Genomic DNA, 17,130 nt, shown 5'->3' on the forward strand with positions numbered 1-17,130 from the left:
TTCAGTCCTCCCGCAGCCGGGGGTTGAAGATCTCGTCCATGGCGTCGACGACGAGGACGATGCCCAGGGTGAGCAGCAGGATCGCCAGCAGCGGCGCCAGCATGTACGGCAGCGCGGTGGTCGTCGTCAGCGCGCCGCCGCCGAACACCGCGAGGTTGAGCATGACGCCCCAGTTGTTGGCGTCGAACGGCAGAACGCCCAGGAAGAACAGGCCCACCTGCGCGTACACCGCGCCGGTCACCGCGATGAGCATGTTCATCGCGATGAAGGGGGCCATGCTGGGCAGCAGTTCCCTGCCGACGATGTGCCGTCCGGACAGGCCGAGCCCCCTGGCCGCCTCGATGAAGCCGCGCTCGCGCAGCGAGAGGGTCTGCGCCCGTACGGCGCGCGCCACCCCGCCCCAGCCGAGGAGGCCGAGCACCAGGCCCATCTCGATCGCGCTGGTGAACTTCCAGACGGTCGACAGGACCAGCAGCAGCGGGAGGGCGGGGATGGTGAGCTTCATGTCGGTGATCCGCATGAGCACGCTGTCCCAGCGCCCGCGCCGGAACCCCGCGAACAGCCCGACGGCGGTGCCGAGGGCGACCGTGATGACGGCGGTGACCAGGGCGGTCAGCAGGACGTACCGGGCCCCGGTGATCACCAGGGCGAGCACGTCGGTGCCCTCGAAGTCGGTGCCGAAGGGGTGCGCCAGGCTCGGCGCGGCGTAGAGCGCGTTGTCGTCGCGCGGCAGCCGCGCGGGGTAGAGCAGCGGCCCGAAGATCCCCATGAACGCGAACACGCCCAGGATCGCCACGCCCACGATCCGGCTGGGCTTGCGCCGCAGGACCCGCCAGACGCCGCGCCGGAAGTTGCGCCGCAGCGTCGCGCGGGTGCCGGAGACGCCGGGGGCACCCGGGGTTCCCGGCGTGCCGGGAGTGCCGGGAGTGCCGGGAGTGGTGATGACCGGTGCCGTCACGCGACCACCTCCGCCACCCGTGTGCCCGGGCGGCCGTTTCCCACGGCTTCCCTGATTCGTCCGGTCATGACGCCTCCTGTCCGGAACGGACCCGTGGGTCGATGGCGGTGTAGAGCATGTCGGCCACGATGTTGGCGATGACGATCGCCACGGTGATCAGCAGGAAGGCCCCGCCCATCAGCGCGTAGTCACGGTCGGTGATGCTGTTGAGCAGCAGCAGGCCCAGCCCCGGGTAGGTGAAGATCCGCTCGATGAAGATCGCGCCGCCGAACAGCAGGCCCAGCGAGAGCGCGAGGATGGTGAACAGCGGCAGGATCGCGTTGCGCGCCACGTAGCGGAAGATGATCCCGCGCTTCATGCCGCGCAGCTCGGCGGCGAGGATGAAGTCGTCGCCCAGCACGGTGACCACGCTCGACTTCATCGCCAGGATCCAGCCCCCGTACCCGGCGAGCGCGTAGGTCAGGACCGGCAGCGTGGCGTACTGGACCAGCGAGCCGATGTAGGCGGCGTTGAGGCCGGGGTCGAGCGTGACGTCCGCGGTGCCGCTGGAGGGGAAGATCGGCAACAGGGTCGTGAAGACCGCGCTCAGCAGCAGCGCGAGGACGTACTGCGGCAGGCCGTGCAGGAGCGAGCCGGAGACGGCGAGGATGTCCCCCAGCCTGCTCGACCGCTTGATCGCCGCGTAGACGCCCAGGATGATGCCGACCGCGAAGCTGAGCAGGGTGCCGACGAGGACCGGCAGGATCGTCCAGGTGGCCGCCGCGCCGAGCAGGGTGGTCACCTCCGCGCCGGGAACGCTCAGCGACTGGCCGAGGTCGAGGTGGAGCAGGCCCCTCATGTAGTCGAGGTACTGCTCCCACATCGTGCCCTTCGGCATGAAGCCGTACAGCACCGCGACGGCGCGCTCGGCCTGGTCGGGCGACATGCCCTGCTCGACCAGCTTCTCGTAACGGGCCCGCATGGGGTCGCCCGGGATGTTCCTGATGATCACGAAGCTGATCGTGGTGACGACCAGGACCATGGCGAGCCCGCGGGCGAGGTGGCCCGCCAGACGGCGTGCGATGACCGTCATGCGCGGTCCTTCCTCTTGACCATGCCGAGCTGGAGCCAGACCCCGGAGGTGAGGCGCAGCGCGTCGCTGTCGTCACCCGGGAATCCGGTGAAACGGGTGGTGTTGACGACCTGGGTGTTGACGTAGTCCCACAGCTGGATCACCGGGAGGTCCTGGTTGGCGGTCCTGGCGAGGGTCGAGACGATCCGCCGCTGCTCGGCCTCGGGGACGGAGTTCAGCCTGACCGCCAGCTCGCCGGGGTTGACCCTGCCCGCGCCCCTGACGTCGATGATCTCGGCGCCGCCCATCCAGTTGCCCTCCGTACCGGGGGCGACGTGCTTGAGCCTGCCGCCGAAGAGCTGCCAGCCGTTCTGGGCGCCGTACAGGCGCTGGAAGATGTTGTACGGCGCGGGGCCGAGCGCCACCAGCCAGAAGCCGAGGTCGTACTTCCCGGCCGCCATCTCCTCCAGGTAGAGCGGGTAGTCGGCGGTGGTGACGACCTGCGCGTCGATCCCGGCGTCGTTGAGCTGGCTGGTGACGGCCTTGGCACCGGCCAGCCAGTCGGAGAAGGACGCGGGCACGTTGATGGTCATCTTCCAGGGGCTGCCGTCGGGCATCGTCCACCTGCCGTCGACCTTCCGCATGCCCGCGGCCCGCAGCTCGCTCGCGGCCCTGGCGGGGTCGTGCCGGTAGGGCTCCAGGGCCGCGAGGCCGTCGCCCAGCCACGCCTTCGCGGCCTGCTGGTGGAGGCCGGAGGTGGTCACCGAGGCGGTGCCGCCCTCGGGGGAGGCGACCTTGGTGACCTGCTCGCGGTCGATCAGGTAGGCCAGCGCCCGGCGGACGTGCACGTTGTCGTAGGGCTTCCTGGACTGGTTGAACGCGAGCCCCTCGCTGACGGGCGAGTATCCCCTGACGACGGCGTTGCCCGAGGTCTGGGTGATCCGCCGCATCACCCCCGCGGGGACCGCGGTGAACGGGGCGCTGTCCAGCCTCCCGGCGACCAGGTAGTTCCAGACCTGCTCGTTGCCGGTGTAGTTGAGGATCCGCACCTGGTCGGCGGCGACGTTGGCCGCGTTGTGGAAGTTCTTGTTCTTGACCAGCAGCGCCTCGCCCGGGTTGACGCGCTTGAGGACGAACGGCCCGGCGGAGACGTCCTTGGCCGGGGCGAAGGAGATGACCTTGTCCGCGAGGCTGGTGATCCCGGCCCGCGCGGCCTCGGCGCCGGGGGCGGTGCTCTGCGCGAGCTTCAGCTTCTGCCAGAAGTCGGCGGGCAGCACGCCGCGCCAGACGTGCTCGGGGACGATGACGGTCTCCATGACGCTGCGGACGAAGGAGGAGCTGGGGTTCTTCGCCGCCTGGGTGATCTTGATCGTCCTGTCGTCCACGATCTTGATGTCGGCGGCTGTACCGGCCGCGGAGGGGTCGAGGGCGTAGGCGGTGCCGCCCTGGGTGTAGGCCAGGCCGATGGAGAACCTCACGTCCTCGGCGGTGATCGGCTCGCCGTCGGACCACTTCCCGCCCGGGTGGAGGCGGAGGGTGATCGAGGACTGGTCGGGGGCGATCTGCCAGCTCTGCGCGACCCCCGGGTAGAACTGGTTCGGATCGGTCAGGTGGTTCTTGGTCCACCCGAGCCACTCGGCGTTGTAGCCCCGGAAGGCGTTGCCCTTGGGGTTGTACGGGTTGATCGGCGCGTTCGCGTCGATGCCCGGCTTGAGCGCGTCGATCGTGGTGAAGACGCCACCGGCGGAGCTGTCGCCGCCGCTGCCACACGCCGCGGCACCGGCGGCGAGGCAGAGGGAGACCGCTGCCGCTGCTAGTCGCTTCATGAACCGCTCCGTTGGGTGTTCTTCGAGGTCAAGGCACCAATACCGAGGCTTCGGCGTTGTCCGGACAATACGTTCGACCCGCCATCCGCGTCAATTATCTCCATTCCTGTGATACTCCCTGTAGTTTTCCTTCACCGACCGCCAGCCCCGGCGCCACCCCGCGCCGATCACCGGCGGATCGTCGTCGGCCCCGCGCGGGGCGGGCGATCCGGGCCGGACGGCGGAGCGGACGTCCCCGATCTGTCGTACGGTCGCGGTAACCGGACAACGGATCGGCGGAGAGGTGACCACGGTGACCCTGGACGTCATGCTTGAGGACCTGCGGGAGCTCGTCTCGTGCGAGTCGTTCTCCGCCGACCACCGGGCGGTGGCCCGCAGCGCGCGGTTGGTCGCCGACCAGGGGCACCGCGGGCTCGGCGCCAGGGCCGAGACGATCGTGATCGGCGGGGTCACCCACCTGCGGTGGACCTTCGGCACGCCCAGGGTGCTGCTGCTCGGCCACCACGACACCGTCTGGCCGATCGGCTCCCTCCTGACCCGCCCCTGGTCGGTCACCGACGGGATCGCCCGGGGACCCGGGGTGTTCGACATGAAGGCCGGGCTGGTCCAGATGTTCCACGCGCTGGCCGCGCTGCCGTCACCGGACGGGGTGTGCGTGCTGATCACCGGGGACGAGGAGGTCGGCTCTCCGACCTCGCGCGCGCTCGTCGAGGAGTCGGCGCGCGGCTGCGCGGCCGCGTTCGTCCTGGAGGCGAGCGCCGAGGGCGGCGCGCTCAAGATCGCACGCAAGGGCACGTCGATGTACGAGGTCGTGGTCCACGGCCGTGGCGCGCACGCGGGGCTCGACCCCGGCAGGGGCGCGAACGCCGGGGTCGAGCTGGCCCACCAGATCCTCGCCGTCACCGGCATCGCCGACCGGGTGAACAACGGCCGGACGGACAGCGACCGGACGGACGACCGGCCCCACGGCCACCAGGCCGGCGACCGGGCGGACGGCGGACGGGCGGACATCGACCGGACAGGGAGCGGACGAGCGGGGAGCGGACGGGCGGACGGCGGACGGGCGGGGAGCGGCCACGCCGACGGCGGCCGGGCCCACGACGACGGGGCTCACGGGCGCCGGACGGACGGCGGCCGGGCGAGGCCGGGGTCCCTCGGACCGGTCACCGTCACGCCCACCGTGCTGTCGGCCGGGACCACCGGCAACACCGTGCCCGCGCTGGCCCGCCTCTCGGTGGACGCCCGCGTGCCCACCCTCGCCGCGCAGCGGCGGGTGGACGAGCTGATGCGGGCGCTCTCCCCCCGGATCCCCGGGACCCGCCTTGAGATCACCGGAGGCCCGAACCGCCCTCCCCTGGAGCACGCCTCGTCGGCCGGGCTGTTCGCCCTCGCCCAGGAGGTCGCCGCCGGGCTGGGTCTCGCCCCCCTCACCGGTGCCGGCGTGGGCGGGGCCTCCGACGGCAACTTCACCGCCGGGGCGGGCTGTCCCACCCTCGACGGGCTCGGCGCGGTGGGCGGCGGCGCCCACGCCGACGACGAGCACGTCGTCGTGGGCGAGATGCCCGGCCGCGCGGCACTGCTGGCGGGTCTGATCAGGGCGGTGCTCGCGTGAGTGGCGCGGTGTCACCGGCGAACCGGGGGCACCCGAGCGAACGGGGAGGACAGGGCGAACGGCGTGGCGGCGGGCGAGCCGCGCTCCCGCGCCCCGGACGGTGACGGCGGGCCCCAAGATCGGGGCGGGCTGAAAGTTACACCCCCGCCGGTGACGGCCGCGCAGGTCAGCCCCTCCCCGGCGGGCGGACGGCTTCCCGCCCCCACCGGAGGCGCCTAGCATCGGCCCCCACCGAGGCGGGAGCGGAAGATGCGAAGGACGGCACGCGGAAGCGGCGCGATTCTGACGGTTCTGGCGGCCGCGACGGCCATGGTCGTGACCCTGGGACTCCTGGTGGGCACCGCGGCCCCCGCCCAGGCGGCGGCCACCAGGATCATGGCGCTCGGCGACTCCATCACCGGCTCCCCCGGATGCTGGCGGGCGCTGCTCTGGAACCGCCTCGTGAACGCCGGTCACACCGGGATCGACTTCGTCGGCACCCTGCCGCCGCAGGGCTGCGGAGTCGCGCACGACGGGGACAACGAGGGGCACGGCGGGGCGCTGGTCACCAACGTCGCCGACCAGAACCAGCTCCCCGGCTGGCTCTCGACGACCAGGCCCGACATCGTGCTGATGCACTTCGGCACCAACGACGTCTGGAGCAACCGCCCCACCGCCACCATCCTGGCCGCGTACGGCAAGCTGGTGGACCAGATGCGGGCGAGCAACCCCGACACGAAGGTCCTCGTCGCCCAGATCATCCCCATGAACCCGAGCACGTGCGGTGAGTGCGCGCAGCGGGTCACCGCGCTCAACGCGGCGATCCCCGGCTGGGCCGCGGGCAAGACCACCGCGCGGTCACCGGTGGTCGTGGTCGACCAGTGGACGGGCTTCAGCACCACGTACGACACCTACGACGGGGTGCACCCCAACGCGACGGGCGACCAGAAGATCTCCGACCGGTGGTTCCCCGCGCTGGCCGCGCTGCTCGGCGCCGGACCGACCCCGACACCCACCCCGACCCCCACGCCCACGCCGACCCCGACGCCGACCCCGACTCCCACTCCCGGCGTCGGCTGCACGGCGACCTACCGCGTGGCCAACCAGTGGCAGGGCGGCTTCCAGGGCGAGGTGGTCGTCAAGAACAACGGCCCGGTGGCGATCACCGGCTGGACGGCGGAGTGGACCTTCACCGGGCGGCAGATCAACCAGTCGTGGAACGCGACGGTGACCCAGTCGGGAGTCGCCGTCTCGGCGCGGAACGCCACCTGGAACGGCGCCCTGGCGCCCGGCGCGACCACGGTCTTCGGCTTCCTCGCCTCGGGTACGGGGTCCCCGGTTCCCGAGGTGTCCTGCACGACCGGCTGACCGGCCGCGACTGAGCCGGCCTGGCCCGTCGCCGTACGGCCGGTGCGGCGAGTCCCGCACCGCACCCGGTCCCGCCGGATCCCGGCCCCTTGAGCGGGGCCGGGTCACCCGGCGCCGGACGGTCCCCGCCCGCCGCTCAGCCCTGCTCCCCGGAGGCCCCGGAAGCCCCGCCGGCCCCACCGGCCAGGGCGCCGGGAAGTCTCTCCAGCAGGCTCTTGAGATCGTCGGCGTGCTCCTCCTCCTGGGCGAGCAGGTCCTCGAAGACGCGCCTGGTGGTCACGTCGTCGTTGCCCAGCCAGTTGACGATCTCGGTGTAGGAGGCGATCGCGATCCGCTCGGCGACCAGGTCCTCCTTGACCATCTCGATCAGGTCGAGGCTGTCGTCGTACTCGGCGTGCGAGCGCGCGGCCAGCGTCTCGGGGTTGAAGTCCGGCTCGCCGCCGAGCTGGACGATGCGCTGGGCGAGACGGTCTGCGTGCTCCTGCTCCTCGGCGGCGTGCTCCAGGAACTCCGCGGCCACCTGCCCGGCGTGGATGCCCGAGGCCGTGTAGTAGTGCCGCTTGTAGCGGAGCACGCAGACCAGCTCGGTCGCCAGGGCCTCGTTGCACACCTGGATCACCCGGGGCAGGTCCGCGCCGTAGGCAGACGTGATGGGACCCTTGTCGATCTCCTGGCGCGCCCGCGCCCGAAGCTCCTTGATATCAGTGAGGAATTCAGCCATGAGCCTGCACTACCCAGATTCGGCCTCTTATCCAGTGTCGTCGGCCACAGTCGGAGGCGTTTTGTTCGCGGCGTCGCTTTCGGGGTAGCGGGCCGGGCGAGATGGGAACAGCGACGAAGGTCCCGCAGACGCGGACCATGAACGGCGAGGAGCTCTCCGCCGACCACGCGTGGACCACCCTGCGCAAATACGGCCGCTGGCACCTGGCCCGCGACTCCGTCGCCAGGTTCAGGTACGGCGAGGGCCTGACCAACGCCAGGGCCCTGGCCTTCCAGATCTGCCTGTCGATCATCCCCGGCGCCATCGCGCTGGTCGGGCTGAGCTCGGTGATCAACCAGGAGCATCTCGGCGAGGTGCTGGAGCTGGTCCTGAGCCGGCTCGCGCCGGGGGCGGGGGTGGACGCGGTCAAGGCCGTGCTCGCCGACAGCCACCGGCAGGCGGGCCGTACCGGGGGCGCCCTCGCGCTCTGGCTCGGCCTCGCCACCGCCCTGTTCTCGCTGACCAGCGCGATGGCCCAGGTGGAGCGGGGGGCGAACCGCATCTACGGCGTCGAGCGGGACCGGCCCTTCCACCGCAAGTACGGCAGGGCGCTGGTGATGGCGCTGACGGCCGGAGCCTTCATGACCGCCGGTTTCGTGGTGATGGTCGGCGGCGGCGCCATCAGCAGGGCCCTGGCGCAGGTCTACGACTGGAACGACGGGGTCACCGAGGCGTTCAACCTGGTGCGCTGGCCGCTCGGTTTCCTCCTCGCACTGCTGTCGACCTCGGTGCTGTTCCGCGCCGCGCCCCGCAGGAGGCAGCCCGGTCACACCTGGCTGGCGTTCGGCGCCCTGGTCTCGCTCGTCCTGTGGACGATCTTCACCCTCCTGCTGGCCTTCTACACCGAGAGCAGCGGCACCTTCGGCGCGACGTACGGCCCGCTCACGGCCGTCATGGCGCTGTTGCTGTGGTCGTTTCTCAGCTCGGTCGCCCTCTTCCTGGGGCTGGCGTTCGCCGCGCAGCTGGAGGCCGTCCGCGCGGGCCGGACCGGTCCCATCCACCCCGACCCGGGCCCCACGGCCGAGGAGGAGCGGGAACCCCTGGTCGGAGCGGCGGGCGCGGCGACCATCGCGGTCGCCAGGACGCTCGTGGACTCCCTTCGCGGGCGCCGGATCCGAACCGGGCGGCCCGACGGCCGGCCGGGAAACGGCGAGAAGCCGCGGAAACAGTCGTAGGAACACCGGCCAGGAGCACCCGAAGACGCACACCTCCGCGCTCCGGCCGGCGGCAGGGTGACGCCGGATCATCCGTCGCGATAGTCAACTCATCAACCCAAGGTTCTCCGAACCATAGTGAGATATATTCATGTGCGACGACCTGAGGGGTGTAGGGATGTCGGCACAGGAACGCAGGCTCGCGGCCATCGCGGCGGCATCGGCCGACGCCTTCCGTTGCGGCGACTACCACCAGGTGAGGGCCGAGGACGTCGCGGAGCGGGTGCGGCTGCCGCGGGGCGCCGAGGGCGGCAGGGGCCGCAGCGCCGTCTGGCTGTACAACGAGGTCAGGAGCCGGCGCGTGCTGGTGGCCCTCGCCGTCAAGCACGCCTTCGACGAGTTCACCGCGGGCGACGGCGCGCCGGAGCCACCGGGCTCCCTGCTCGACGCGCAGCGCCTGGTCACGGCGGCGCTGCGCAGGGTGGCGCGCTTCCACCAGGTGGAGCGTTTCATGCTCGCCCAGGTGCGACTGGGCATCGGCGACATCTCCACCTCGGAGAAGCGCCCGTCCGCCGGGCAGGTCCAGCCGGTGTGGGAGGTGACGGAGGTCTACGGCGCCACGGCCGCCACGGGATGGGAGGGCCGCGTCACCGCGTACGCGCGATACCTGGAGCCCCGACTGGAGTCCGCCGCGCTGACGGTCGGCCTCCCGCCCGCGGGGTGGGCCACCGCGAGCGCCGAGCGCCTGTCGGAGCTGGCCTTCCGGTCGATGGCCGACGATCCCGAGGGGCCGGCGGACCGCCAGGCGGCCGCGCTCTGCGCGCACTGGCTCGCCCGCGACCTCTTCCCGCTGGCCGGGGAGTGGGCCGAGCGGCTGCACGCCGCCGAACGGGCCGCCGAGTTCGCCGGGCGGACGGGCTCCGGCGGCCATGCCAGGATCCGCGCCCTGGAGGTGGTCCTGCAGGTCCTGCTCGACGGCAGCCCGCTGCTGGCCCGGGCGGCGGAGGTCGGCGGGGAGCTGGCGGACCTGCTGGCGGCCGGCCCCCACGACCCGCAGGCCCTGTGCGACGTGACCAGCAGGCAGGGCCTCGCCCTGCTGCGCCTGGGCGACCTGGCCGGCGCGAGGTCCTGCTTCGAGCGGTCGCTGCGGGCGGCGGGCGAGCCCCCCGGCTCCGCGGACGTGACGTCGCTCAGCGCCCGGACGCGGCACAACCTCGCCGAGGTGCTGGTGGAGGCCGGTCGTCCCGCCGAGGGCCTGCGCGAGCTGCGGAAGGTGAGCGAGCAGCGGGCCGGGGACGTCCCCGCCACCGGGGTCACCCCGGCGTGGCGGCGGTTCACGCTCACCCAGCAGGCGATGGCCAGGGCCGCCTCCCGGGCGGGCCGGATCGTCACCGGCGTGACCGTGGCCGAGGCGACGCTGGCCGACCGCGAGCAGCGCCTCGGCGCCGACAACGTCAACACCGCCTCGGCCAGGGTCACCCTCGCCGAGGCGCTGCTCGCGGCGGGCCAGCCCGCGCAGGCGCGCCACCACCTGACCGAGGCGCTCCGGCTGCGGGCGCAGCACCTGCCACCCGAGGGCTACTGGCCCCAGTACGACGCGGTGCGCCTGGCGGAGATCGAGCTGGCCTCGGGGTTCGCCGTACAGGCGGTGCGGCTGCTCACCGGGGTCACCGTCACCACGGAGTGGTTCGCGCGGCAGGTGTCGCCCCGGCTGGGCGCCGAGGCGGCGCTGGTCCGCGCCCTGGCGCTCACCGCGTCTGGCGAGCCCGACCAGGCGCTCGCCGCCCTGCGGGCGCTGCCTCCCGAACGGCCGGTGCGGCGCGCCCAGGCCGCCGCGCAACTGGCCCTCGGCGACGCGGTCGGCGCGGCGCGGGCGCTCGCCTCCCTCGCGAAGGACGAGGACGGCATGGACGACGACTTCCCCGGCCAGGCGGAGCGGCTGCTGCTGACCGCCCGTGCCGCGTACGCCCTCGGGCGCGAGGAGGAGGCGGAGACCGCGAGCGCGGCGCTCCTCGCCATGGGCGAGGACAGGCTGGACGCCTCGCACCCGCTGGTCCTCGCCGGGCGGCTGGACATCGCGCTGTGCCGGATGGGCTCGGGCGAGGTGGAGGAGGTGGCACCCCTGCTCGCGCCGCTGCTCGACCGCCGCCCGCTGGCCCACGGCCGCCCGCCGCTGAGCGAGGGGCATCCGCTGCTGGTCGCGGCGCGCTCCGTGGCCACCCGGGTGGGCGAGCCGCCGTCGAGCACCCCCGAGGACCGCCTCTGGGAGGACGGCTGACCGCCCTCACCACGACGGGCCGCTCACGCCACGGCTTGCCCCCCTCGGCCCTCGGCCAGGGACCGCCCGTCCTCGAACCGTCCCGGCCCCCTCTTGTTGGAGCGGTCCCGTACGCGTCGTCTCAGAAGGCGCCCGAGGTCCCGCCGAGGTGGGTGAGCGTGCTGGCCAGGTCACGCGCCGCCTTCGGCCGGAGCGGGTCGTCGTCGGGGGTGGCCCGCAGGAACAGGCCGAAGTGCCCCGCCGCCCGCTCCAGGTCGGCGGCACTGCCGTTGGCGAGTCCCCTGCTCCGCAGAAGCCCGCCCAGGGCGAACGTCGCCTGGTACGTGGCCGGGTCGCCCTCCGGCATGCGGGGGAGCACGTTTTCGAGCAGGGTGACGGCCTCGCCGAGATCGGCGGACCCCGCGCCCGGACCGGTGACGCGCACCGCCAGCGCCGTGCCCAGCCGGTAGCGCAGGTAGAGGGCCGACGTCCTGTCGTCGCACTCGCGCAGGGCCGCCCTGAGCCTGTCGACCGCCAGGTCCAGGTCGTACGGCACGCCCCGGTCGGCGTGGCGGCTCAGCAGCAGCTCGGCGAGGGCCTCGTGGTCGGCGGCGCTGAACCAGGCGTTCTCCTCGCGGAGGTCGTCCGCCTCGGAGAGCATGGTGATGGCGACGTCGCGGTCCGCGGGGTCACCGAAGTCCTCCCATCGGATCTCGTGCACCCGCCCCACCAGGGCGAAGGACCACTGGTCGCAGTCGTGGGCGAGGAGCCAGCCCGCGTGTTCGGCCGCCTCGTCGAGATCCTCCCGGTGTGTCGCGCCCGGGATGTCCTCGTCCGTGCACCGGCGCAGGATCGCCTGGGTGAGAGCCTGACGCCACCCGGCCTCGCGACGGGTGCCGGCCACTTCCACCCGCAGGGCACGCAACCGCGTGACCTCATCCCCAGCCATGCCGGATCTCCCTTCCGAGCCTGTATGAAACTATATAAATGGAATCCTCTCATCCTTGTGGTCGGTAAAGAACCGGCTACGCGAAGGAAACCGGCCGGACCGCCGCCGATCATCGTTCCGGTGGCCGCGCTCCTCGCCGATCCACGGGCGACCCGAAACCGTCAGACGGCTCACGCCTTACCAGGCCGGCGTCGTGGCCGGGCTCGATCCCGGGACCGTGCCCACCACCGTCGGACCCGGTGTCCGCCGATCGTCACCGGCGGTGCCTTCACCCCCGGTTCCTTCACCCTCGGCGGCTTCGCTTCCGGTGGCTTCGCTTCCGGCGGCGGCCGGGGTGATCGACGGCGCACCGGCGGGCACTTCCCGGCCTTGGTCGCGGCCCTTCTCACCATTCACCGAGCGGGGAGGTTAACTCGTGAAAGATGAGGGCATCAGGGACACATAGGGCGAATATCCAATAAATCCGTATATGTCCATGCCGTCGCCCACGTACGACCATCACCGTGACGAACACATTCACCGAGCCGGCAGTGGGCCGGCCGCGTGCCCGCGCGGAGAAGCACCCTCCCGGGAGATGAAACCAGCGCTCCTTACCCGAGCGATTCTCTTGGTTCTTTCACCTGCAATTCTTTCGTCACCATGGGAGATCGTGATGCAGCTTCCCACGCCTCGAGGTCTCCTCACCGCTTCGCTCTTCGAACACCTGAGGCGCCCGCCTCACGCCTTCGACGCGCCACCGGTACCGGCCGGGCATCCGGTCACCGAGGACGAGGACCTCCAGCTCGCACTCTTCACCTGCTACGAGCTGCACTACCGGGGCTTCGAGGAGGTGGACGAGGGGTGGGAGTGGGAGCCGTCACTGCTGGCGGCCAGGAAGACACTGGAGCGGCGGTTCGAAGCCGGCCTCGCGCGAGCCGTCCCCCGTCCGTTCCCGGTCGCGGGGGTGCCGATGCGCCGCGCCCTGGCCGAGCTGGTCGCCGCCGACCAGGGGCCCCGCCTGTCGGCCTTCCTGTCCAGGCAGGCCGACCTGGAGCAGTTCCGCGAGTTCGTCACGCACCGGTCGATCTACCACCTCAAGGAGGCCGACCCGCACACCTGGGCGATCCCCCGGCTGAGTGGCGCTCCCAAGGCGGCGCTGGTGGAGATCCAGGCCGACGAGTACGGCGGCGGGCGTGTCGGGCGGATGCACTCGGAGCTGTTCCGGGCCACCATGCGCGGGCTGGAGCTGGACGACTCCTACGGCGCCTACGTGGAGCGGGTGCCGGCGATCACACTGGCCGTCTCCAACGCCATGTCGCTGTTCGGGCTGCACCGGCGCCATCTCGGGGCGCTGCTGGGCCACCTGGCGGCGTTCGAGATGACCTCCTCGGCGCCCAACCACCTGTACTCCCTGGGCCTGCGCAGGCTGGGCGGCGACGAGACGGCGAGGCGTTTCTACGACGAGCACGTGCAGGCCGACGCCGTGCACGAGCAGATCGCCGCCCACGACATGTGCGGCGGCTTCGTCCGCGAGCACCCCTGGCGGGCCGGTGAGGTCCTGTACGGGGCGGCCTGCGCCCTCACCCTGGACCGGCTCTTCGCCGAGCACGTCCTGGGCCGCTGGCGGGACGCCGCCTCCTCGCTGCGGGAGACGAAGCTGATGGCGGGGAGCCGATGACGGACCGTCCCGTGGATCAGGAGAGCGATCCCGACATGGACTACGTGCTGCCGCTGCGCTGGAGGGACGACGCCGGCCTGGACGAGCTCACCGCCTACCTGCGCCGACTGCGCCGCAGTGTCCGTGTCATCGTCGTCGACGCCTCCCCCGCCGCGCTGTTCGCCCGGCACGCCGCCCGGTGGGAGGGGCTGGTGCTGCACGTACGGCCCGACGGTGACCTCGGCTTCGCCAACGGCAAGGTCGACGGGGTGGTCACCGGGCTGCGCCGGGCCCGCGCCGAGCACGTGGTCATCGCCGACGACGACGTGCGCTACGGCGAGCGTGAGCTGGCTCGCCTCGCCGCCCTGCTGGAGGGCGCCGATCTGGTCCGCCCGCAGAACCACTTCGACCCGATGCCGTGGCACGCCCGCTGGGACAGTGCCCGCACCCTGCTCAACCGCGCTTTCGGCGCCGACTACCCGGGCACGTTCGCGGTGCGCCGCTCGACCTTCCGGGCGATGGGCGGCTACGACGGGAACGTGTTGTTCGAAAACCTCGAACTCATCCGCACCGTCCGCGCCCACGGCGGCCGCGAGAAGCGCCCCCTCGACCTCTACGTCCGCCGCCTGCCGCCCGACCCGCGCCATTTCTGGTCCCAGCGGGTGAGGCAGGCCTACGACGACCTCGCCCAACCGGCCCGCATGGCGTTCTTCCTCACCATCGCGCCCGCCGTGGTCCTCGCGCTGCTGCGGCGGCGCCCCGGCCCCGTCGCGGCCGGTGCCGGGCTGGCGGTGGCGGTGGCCGAGATCGGCCGCCGCCGCGCGGGCGGACGGCGGGTCTTTCCCTTCACCGCCGCGTTGTTCGCCCCGGTATGGCTGCTGGAGCGGGCCGTGTGCAGCTGGCTGGCCCTGGCGGCCCGATTCCTGCGCGGCGGGGTCTTCTACGCCGGGCGCCGGATACCGGCCGCCGCGCACTCCTCCCGCCTGCTCAGGGCGCGGTCTCGGGCCCACCGGCTCAGGGCGCGGTCTCAGGCCGCCGCGCCGGATCCGCCCGCGGCCCGGGAAGCCGCGCCGGGCTCGCTCGCGACCCCGGAGACCGTGTCGGGCTCGCTCGCGGCCCGGAAACCGGCGCGTTTGTGTGAGCCGTCGCAGAACGGTTTGGACGCGGACCGGCCGCACCGGCACAGCGCCACCGTCGCCCGGTCCGGATCGATGACGACCCCGTCCTGAGTGAGCAGGGTGAACGGCCCCCGGATCAGCAGCGGCCCGTCCTCACAGGGAGTCACTGTGACCGAATCATCCATTTTTGGGTGCATATCGCCTCTGTGCCCGCCGCGCCTCCGGGAAAACGCCGGCCACCTCCGTCCCGGGCCTCTCGCGCCGGCCCGTCCGGCGGCCGGTCGCCGTGCCCGCCGCGCTCGCCGCGGGTTTCCGCTCCGCCGCGCGGTTCAGGAATCGCCGGACAGGCCTCGGCCCGCTGTCGCGGCGTCGATCAGCTCCTGCAGGCGCAGCCCCCGGGCCGCGTCCAGCTCGCCCGGACGGCCCGACCGTACGGCGGCGGCGAACTCGGCGCGCAGGATGGGCCAGCACTCCTCGTGGTCGATCCCCGAGGTGTCGAAGACGAGCTCCCCCCGCGGTCCGAGCAGCTCGATCCGGGTGCGTACCCGGGGCAGCCGGACGCTGCCCGACAGGGACGCCTGGCTCACGGCGCCGTTCTCGTGCTCGCAGGTCAGCTCCACCCAGTGGCGCGGGTCGCCCGTCGCCCGGATGCCCGTGATGGGACCGACCGCGGCGTCCAGCAGGTCCAGCAGGTGCGGGCCGAGGTCGAGCAGGGCCCCCTGCTCCAGCCGCCAGCCGGTGGCGAACTCCCCGCCCAGGAAGGCGCCGTGCAGGTAGCAGGAGCGGGCGCCGGTCGTCTCCAGCGCCGCCGCGCGGCGCAGGAAGTCGCGCGTGGCGGGGTGGTAGCGCTTGGTCAGCACCATCTGCGAGACGACGCCCGCCTCGGCGACGGCCTCCGCCACCGCGCGCGCCGACGCGAGATCGGGCCCCAGCGGCTTCTCCAGCAGCAGGGCCTTGCCCGCCTTGGCCGCGCGCACGGCGAGCTCCGCCTGGACGGCGGGGGGCACGGCGAACGCGACGGCCTCGCACCGGTCGAACAGCTCCTCCGGTGTTCCGGCGACGGCCGCCCCGTGGGACTCGGCGATCTCCCGGGCGGCGGGTGCGCGGCGCGCCCAGACGGCGGAGAGACGGGTCTCCGGGCCCGCGGCCAGCATGCGGGCGTGCATGGCGCGGGCCCACGGTCCGGCGCCGATCAGGCCGACCTCGACGGGTGTGGTGGTGTTCACGGTTCGACTCCGGCCGGTGAGCGGTGGTGCGGACGGGCCGCCGCCAGGCGGGCGTCGGCCTGGTCGGGGGCGTACAGGTGCTCCACCACCATCGCGGTGGCCCCGGCGAGCGCGGCGCGGTCGCCGAGCCGGGAGGTGACGACCTGCAGGTTGCGCGTGGCCCGGGGCAGCGCGCGCTGGTAGAGCAGCTCGCGAACCCCGGTGACGAAATGGGTCTCCGCCAGGTCTCCGGCGATCATCAGCACGCCGGGGTTGAGCAGGGTGACGACGGTGACGAGCACCTCCCCGCAGCGGCGTCCGGCCTCGCGGGCCAGGCGCCCCGCGTCGGGGGAGCCCGCGTCGAGGTGGGCGCGGACGTCCGCGCCCGACTGGGCGGGCACGCCGAGGGCGGCGAGCTGTCCGGCCAGGGCACGGCCGCTGGCGACGGCGGCGAGGCAGCCGTACGAGCCGCACATGCAGCGGGCCTCCGACTGGTCGTGCAGGCGGATGTGGCCGAGGTCGCCGGCGCCGCCGTCGATGCCACGGAAGACCTTGCCGTCGACGACGACGCCCGCGCCGATGCCGGTGGAGACCTTGACCAGGACAAACGCGGAACAGTCGGCGAACGCGTGACGCTGCTCGCCCAGCCCCATCAGGTTGGCGTCGTTGTCGACGAGGACCGGGACGGCGGCGTCCACCCCCGCGTGCCGGGCGAGCGAGCTCTGCGTCCGCCCGGGAACCGGGTAGCCGTCCCAGCCCGGCATGATCGGCGGCCGTACGACCCGTCCCGACGAGGAGTCGACGGGCCCGGGGAGCGACAGGCCCACCCCGCAGACCGTCTCTGGAGCGGTCCCGGCCGCGGCCAGCAGGTCGGCGAACCACAGGCCGAGCCGGTCGAGGACGATCTCGGGACCGTCCTCGATCGGCAGGGCACCGGTGTGCTCGGCGAGGACGCCGCCCGCCAGGTCCATCACGGCGGCGTGGGCGTGGGTGACGTCCAGGTCGGCGGCGAGGACGACGGCGTGCCGGGTGTCGAACTCCAGCAGGTTGGAGGGCCGTCCGCCGGTCGACTGCCCGCCGGGGACGGCGCGCAGCCACCCGGCGTCGAAGAGCTGGTCGAGCCGCTGGCCGACGGTGGAGCGGGACAGTCCGGTGACGCGCTGGAGCTCGCCCCGGGTGCGCGCCTGCCCGGTGCGGATCAGTTCCAGGAGGTGGCCTGCGGTGCTCCAGGGCGTTGCCATCCGGTGTGTCTCTCCT

13 protein-coding genes and 1 pseudogene are annotated in these 17,130 nt (G+C 73.0%); 6 read left to right on the forward strand and 8 right to left on the reverse strand.

From position 1 onward, the window contains the following. Window position 1: 1 nt before the first annotated feature. The 3 genes from ACFFRH_RS29570 to ACFFRH_RS29580 form a co-directional block, all read right to left on the reverse strand. Window positions 2-958: an ABC transporter permease gene (locus ACFFRH_RS29570; protein ID WP_386161001.1), complete on the reverse strand. Its 957-nt coding sequence runs from the start codon at window positions 956-958 to the stop codon at window positions 2-4. Between the two features lie 64 nt (window positions 959-1,022). Continuing rightward, window positions 1,023-2,030, reverse strand: a complete 1,008-nt coding sequence (locus ACFFRH_RS29575; RefSeq protein WP_386161002.1) for an ABC transporter permease — start codon at window positions 2,028-2,030, stop codon at window positions 1,023-1,025. Next, window positions 2,027-3,835: an ABC transporter substrate-binding protein gene (locus tag ACFFRH_RS29580; protein WP_386161003.1), complete on the reverse strand. Its 1,809-nt coding sequence runs from the start codon at window positions 3,833-3,835 to the stop codon at window positions 2,027-2,029. Before ACFFRH_RS29580 ends, ACFFRH_RS29575 begins: the two co-directional genes overlap by 4 nt. A gap of 283 nt (window positions 3,836-4,118) precedes the next feature. Here ACFFRH_RS29580 and ACFFRH_RS29585 point away from each other — a divergent pair, with 283 nt between their 5' ends. Both ACFFRH_RS29585 and ACFFRH_RS29590 read left to right on the forward strand, forming a co-directional pair. Continuing rightward, on the forward strand, window positions 4,119-5,447 hold the full coding sequence (locus tag ACFFRH_RS29585; protein ID WP_386161004.1) for a M20/M25/M40 family metallo-hydrolase: 1,329 nt from the start codon (window positions 4,119-4,121) through the stop codon (window positions 5,445-5,447). A gap of 249 nt (window positions 5,448-5,696) precedes the next feature. After that, window positions 5,697-6,794 (forward strand): cellulose binding domain-containing protein, encoded by a 1,098-nt coding sequence (locus ACFFRH_RS29590; RefSeq protein WP_386161005.1) that lies wholly within the window; start codon window positions 5,697-5,699, stop codon window positions 6,792-6,794. Window positions 6,795-6,930: 136 nt separating this feature from the next. Here the strand turns inward: ACFFRH_RS29590 and ACFFRH_RS29595 are convergent, their stop codons facing one another. Then, entirely contained in the window at window positions 6,931-7,515 is a 585-nt protein-coding gene (locus ACFFRH_RS29595) for a ferritin-like domain-containing protein (RefSeq protein ID WP_386161006.1), read from the reverse strand. A gap of 101 nt (window positions 7,516-7,616) precedes the next feature. Between ACFFRH_RS29595 and ACFFRH_RS29600 the strand changes: the two genes are divergently transcribed. Next, window positions 7,617-8,729, forward strand: a complete 1,113-nt coding sequence (locus ACFFRH_RS29600) for a YihY/virulence factor BrkB family protein (protein WP_386161007.1) — start codon at window positions 7,617-7,619, stop codon at window positions 8,727-8,729. 157 nt (window positions 8,730-8,886) lie between these two features. Then, complete coding sequence (locus tag ACFFRH_RS29605; protein WP_386161008.1) at window positions 8,887-10,986, forward strand: hypothetical protein; 2,100 nt, start codon at window positions 8,887-8,889, stop codon at window positions 10,984-10,986. Between the two features lie 121 nt (window positions 10,987-11,107). Here the strand turns inward: ACFFRH_RS29605 and ACFFRH_RS29610 are convergent, their stop codons facing one another. After that, window positions 11,108-11,914: a hypothetical protein gene (locus ACFFRH_RS29610; RefSeq protein WP_386161009.1), complete on the reverse strand. Its 807-nt coding sequence runs from the start codon at window positions 11,912-11,914 to the stop codon at window positions 11,108-11,110. A gap of 652 nt (window positions 11,915-12,566) precedes the next feature. Between ACFFRH_RS29610 and ACFFRH_RS29615 the strand changes: the two genes are divergently transcribed. After that, the gene (locus tag ACFFRH_RS29615; protein ID WP_386161010.1) at window positions 12,567-13,571 is read left to right on the forward strand and encodes an iron-containing redox enzyme family protein; all 1,005 of its coding nucleotides are present in this window, start codon (window positions 12,567-12,569) and stop codon (window positions 13,569-13,571) included. Beyond that, window positions 13,568-14,779 carry a glycosyltransferase family 2 protein gene (locus ACFFRH_RS29620; RefSeq protein ID WP_386161011.1) on the forward strand — a complete coding sequence of 404 codons (1,212 nt, stop codon included), beginning with the start codon at window positions 13,568-13,570 and terminating at the stop codon, window positions 14,777-14,779. Before ACFFRH_RS29615 ends, ACFFRH_RS29620 begins: the two co-directional genes overlap by 4 nt. Here ACFFRH_RS29620 and ACFFRH_RS29625 read toward each other — a convergent pair. The 3 genes and pseudogenes from ACFFRH_RS29625 to ACFFRH_RS29635 all read right to left on the reverse strand — a co-directional run. Next, window positions 14,743-14,865: pseudogene (locus tag ACFFRH_RS29625) on the reverse strand (hypothetical protein); the annotation flags it as partial. The gene ACFFRH_RS29620 and the pseudogene ACFFRH_RS29625 overlap by 37 nt on opposite strands. A 132-nt stretch (window positions 14,866-14,997) precedes the next feature. Beyond that, window positions 14,998-15,894, reverse strand: a complete 897-nt coding sequence (locus ACFFRH_RS29630; protein WP_386161012.1) for a Gfo/Idh/MocA family protein — start codon at window positions 15,892-15,894, stop codon at window positions 14,998-15,000. After that, complete coding sequence (locus ACFFRH_RS29635) at window positions 15,891-17,114, reverse strand: ROK family transcriptional regulator (RefSeq protein ID WP_386161013.1); 1,224 nt, start codon at window positions 17,112-17,114, stop codon at window positions 15,891-15,893. The genes ACFFRH_RS29630 and ACFFRH_RS29635 overlap by 4 nt, the downstream gene beginning before the upstream one ends. Window positions 17,115-17,130 lie beyond the last annotated feature (16 nt).

Origin of the sequence: Streptosporangium vulgare (assembly GCF_042428775.1) — a bacterium.
Lineage (GTDB): Bacteria > Actinomycetota > Actinomycetes > Streptosporangiales > Streptosporangiaceae > Streptosporangium > Streptosporangium vulgare.

Coding starts and splice junctions, on each gene's coding strand:
- ACFFRH_RS29635 (WP_386161013.1), bottom strand. CDS start 17,114: ATGGCAACGCCCTGGAGCACCGCAGGCCACCTCCTGGAACTGATCCGC.
- ACFFRH_RS29610 (WP_386161009.1), bottom strand. CDS start 11,914: ATGGCTGGGGATGAGGTCACGCGGTTGCGTGCCCTGCGGGTGGAAGTG.
- ACFFRH_RS29580 (WP_386161003.1), bottom strand. CDS start 3,835: ATGAAGCGACTAGCAGCGGCAGCGGTCTCCCTCTGCCTCGCCGCCGGT.
- ACFFRH_RS29615 (WP_386161010.1), top strand. CDS start 12,567: ATGCAGCTTCCCACGCCTCGAGGTCTCCTCACCGCTTCGCTCTTCGAA.
- ACFFRH_RS29575 (WP_386161002.1), bottom strand. CDS start 2,030: ATGACGGTCATCGCACGCCGTCTGGCGGGCCACCTCGCCCGCGGGCTC.
- ACFFRH_RS29595 (WP_386161006.1), bottom strand. CDS start 7,515: ATGGCTGAATTCCTCACTGATATCAAGGAGCTTCGGGCGCGGGCGCGC.
- ACFFRH_RS29590 (WP_386161005.1), top strand. CDS start 5,697: ATGCGAAGGACGGCACGCGGAAGCGGCGCGATTCTGACGGTTCTGGCG.
- ACFFRH_RS29620 (WP_386161011.1), top strand. CDS start 13,568: ATGACGGACCGTCCCGTGGATCAGGAGAGCGATCCCGACATGGACTAC.
- ACFFRH_RS29605 (WP_386161008.1), top strand. CDS start 8,887: ATGTCGGCACAGGAACGCAGGCTCGCGGCCATCGCGGCGGCATCGGCC.
- ACFFRH_RS29600 (WP_386161007.1), top strand. CDS start 7,617: ATGGGAACAGCGACGAAGGTCCCGCAGACGCGGACCATGAACGGCGAG.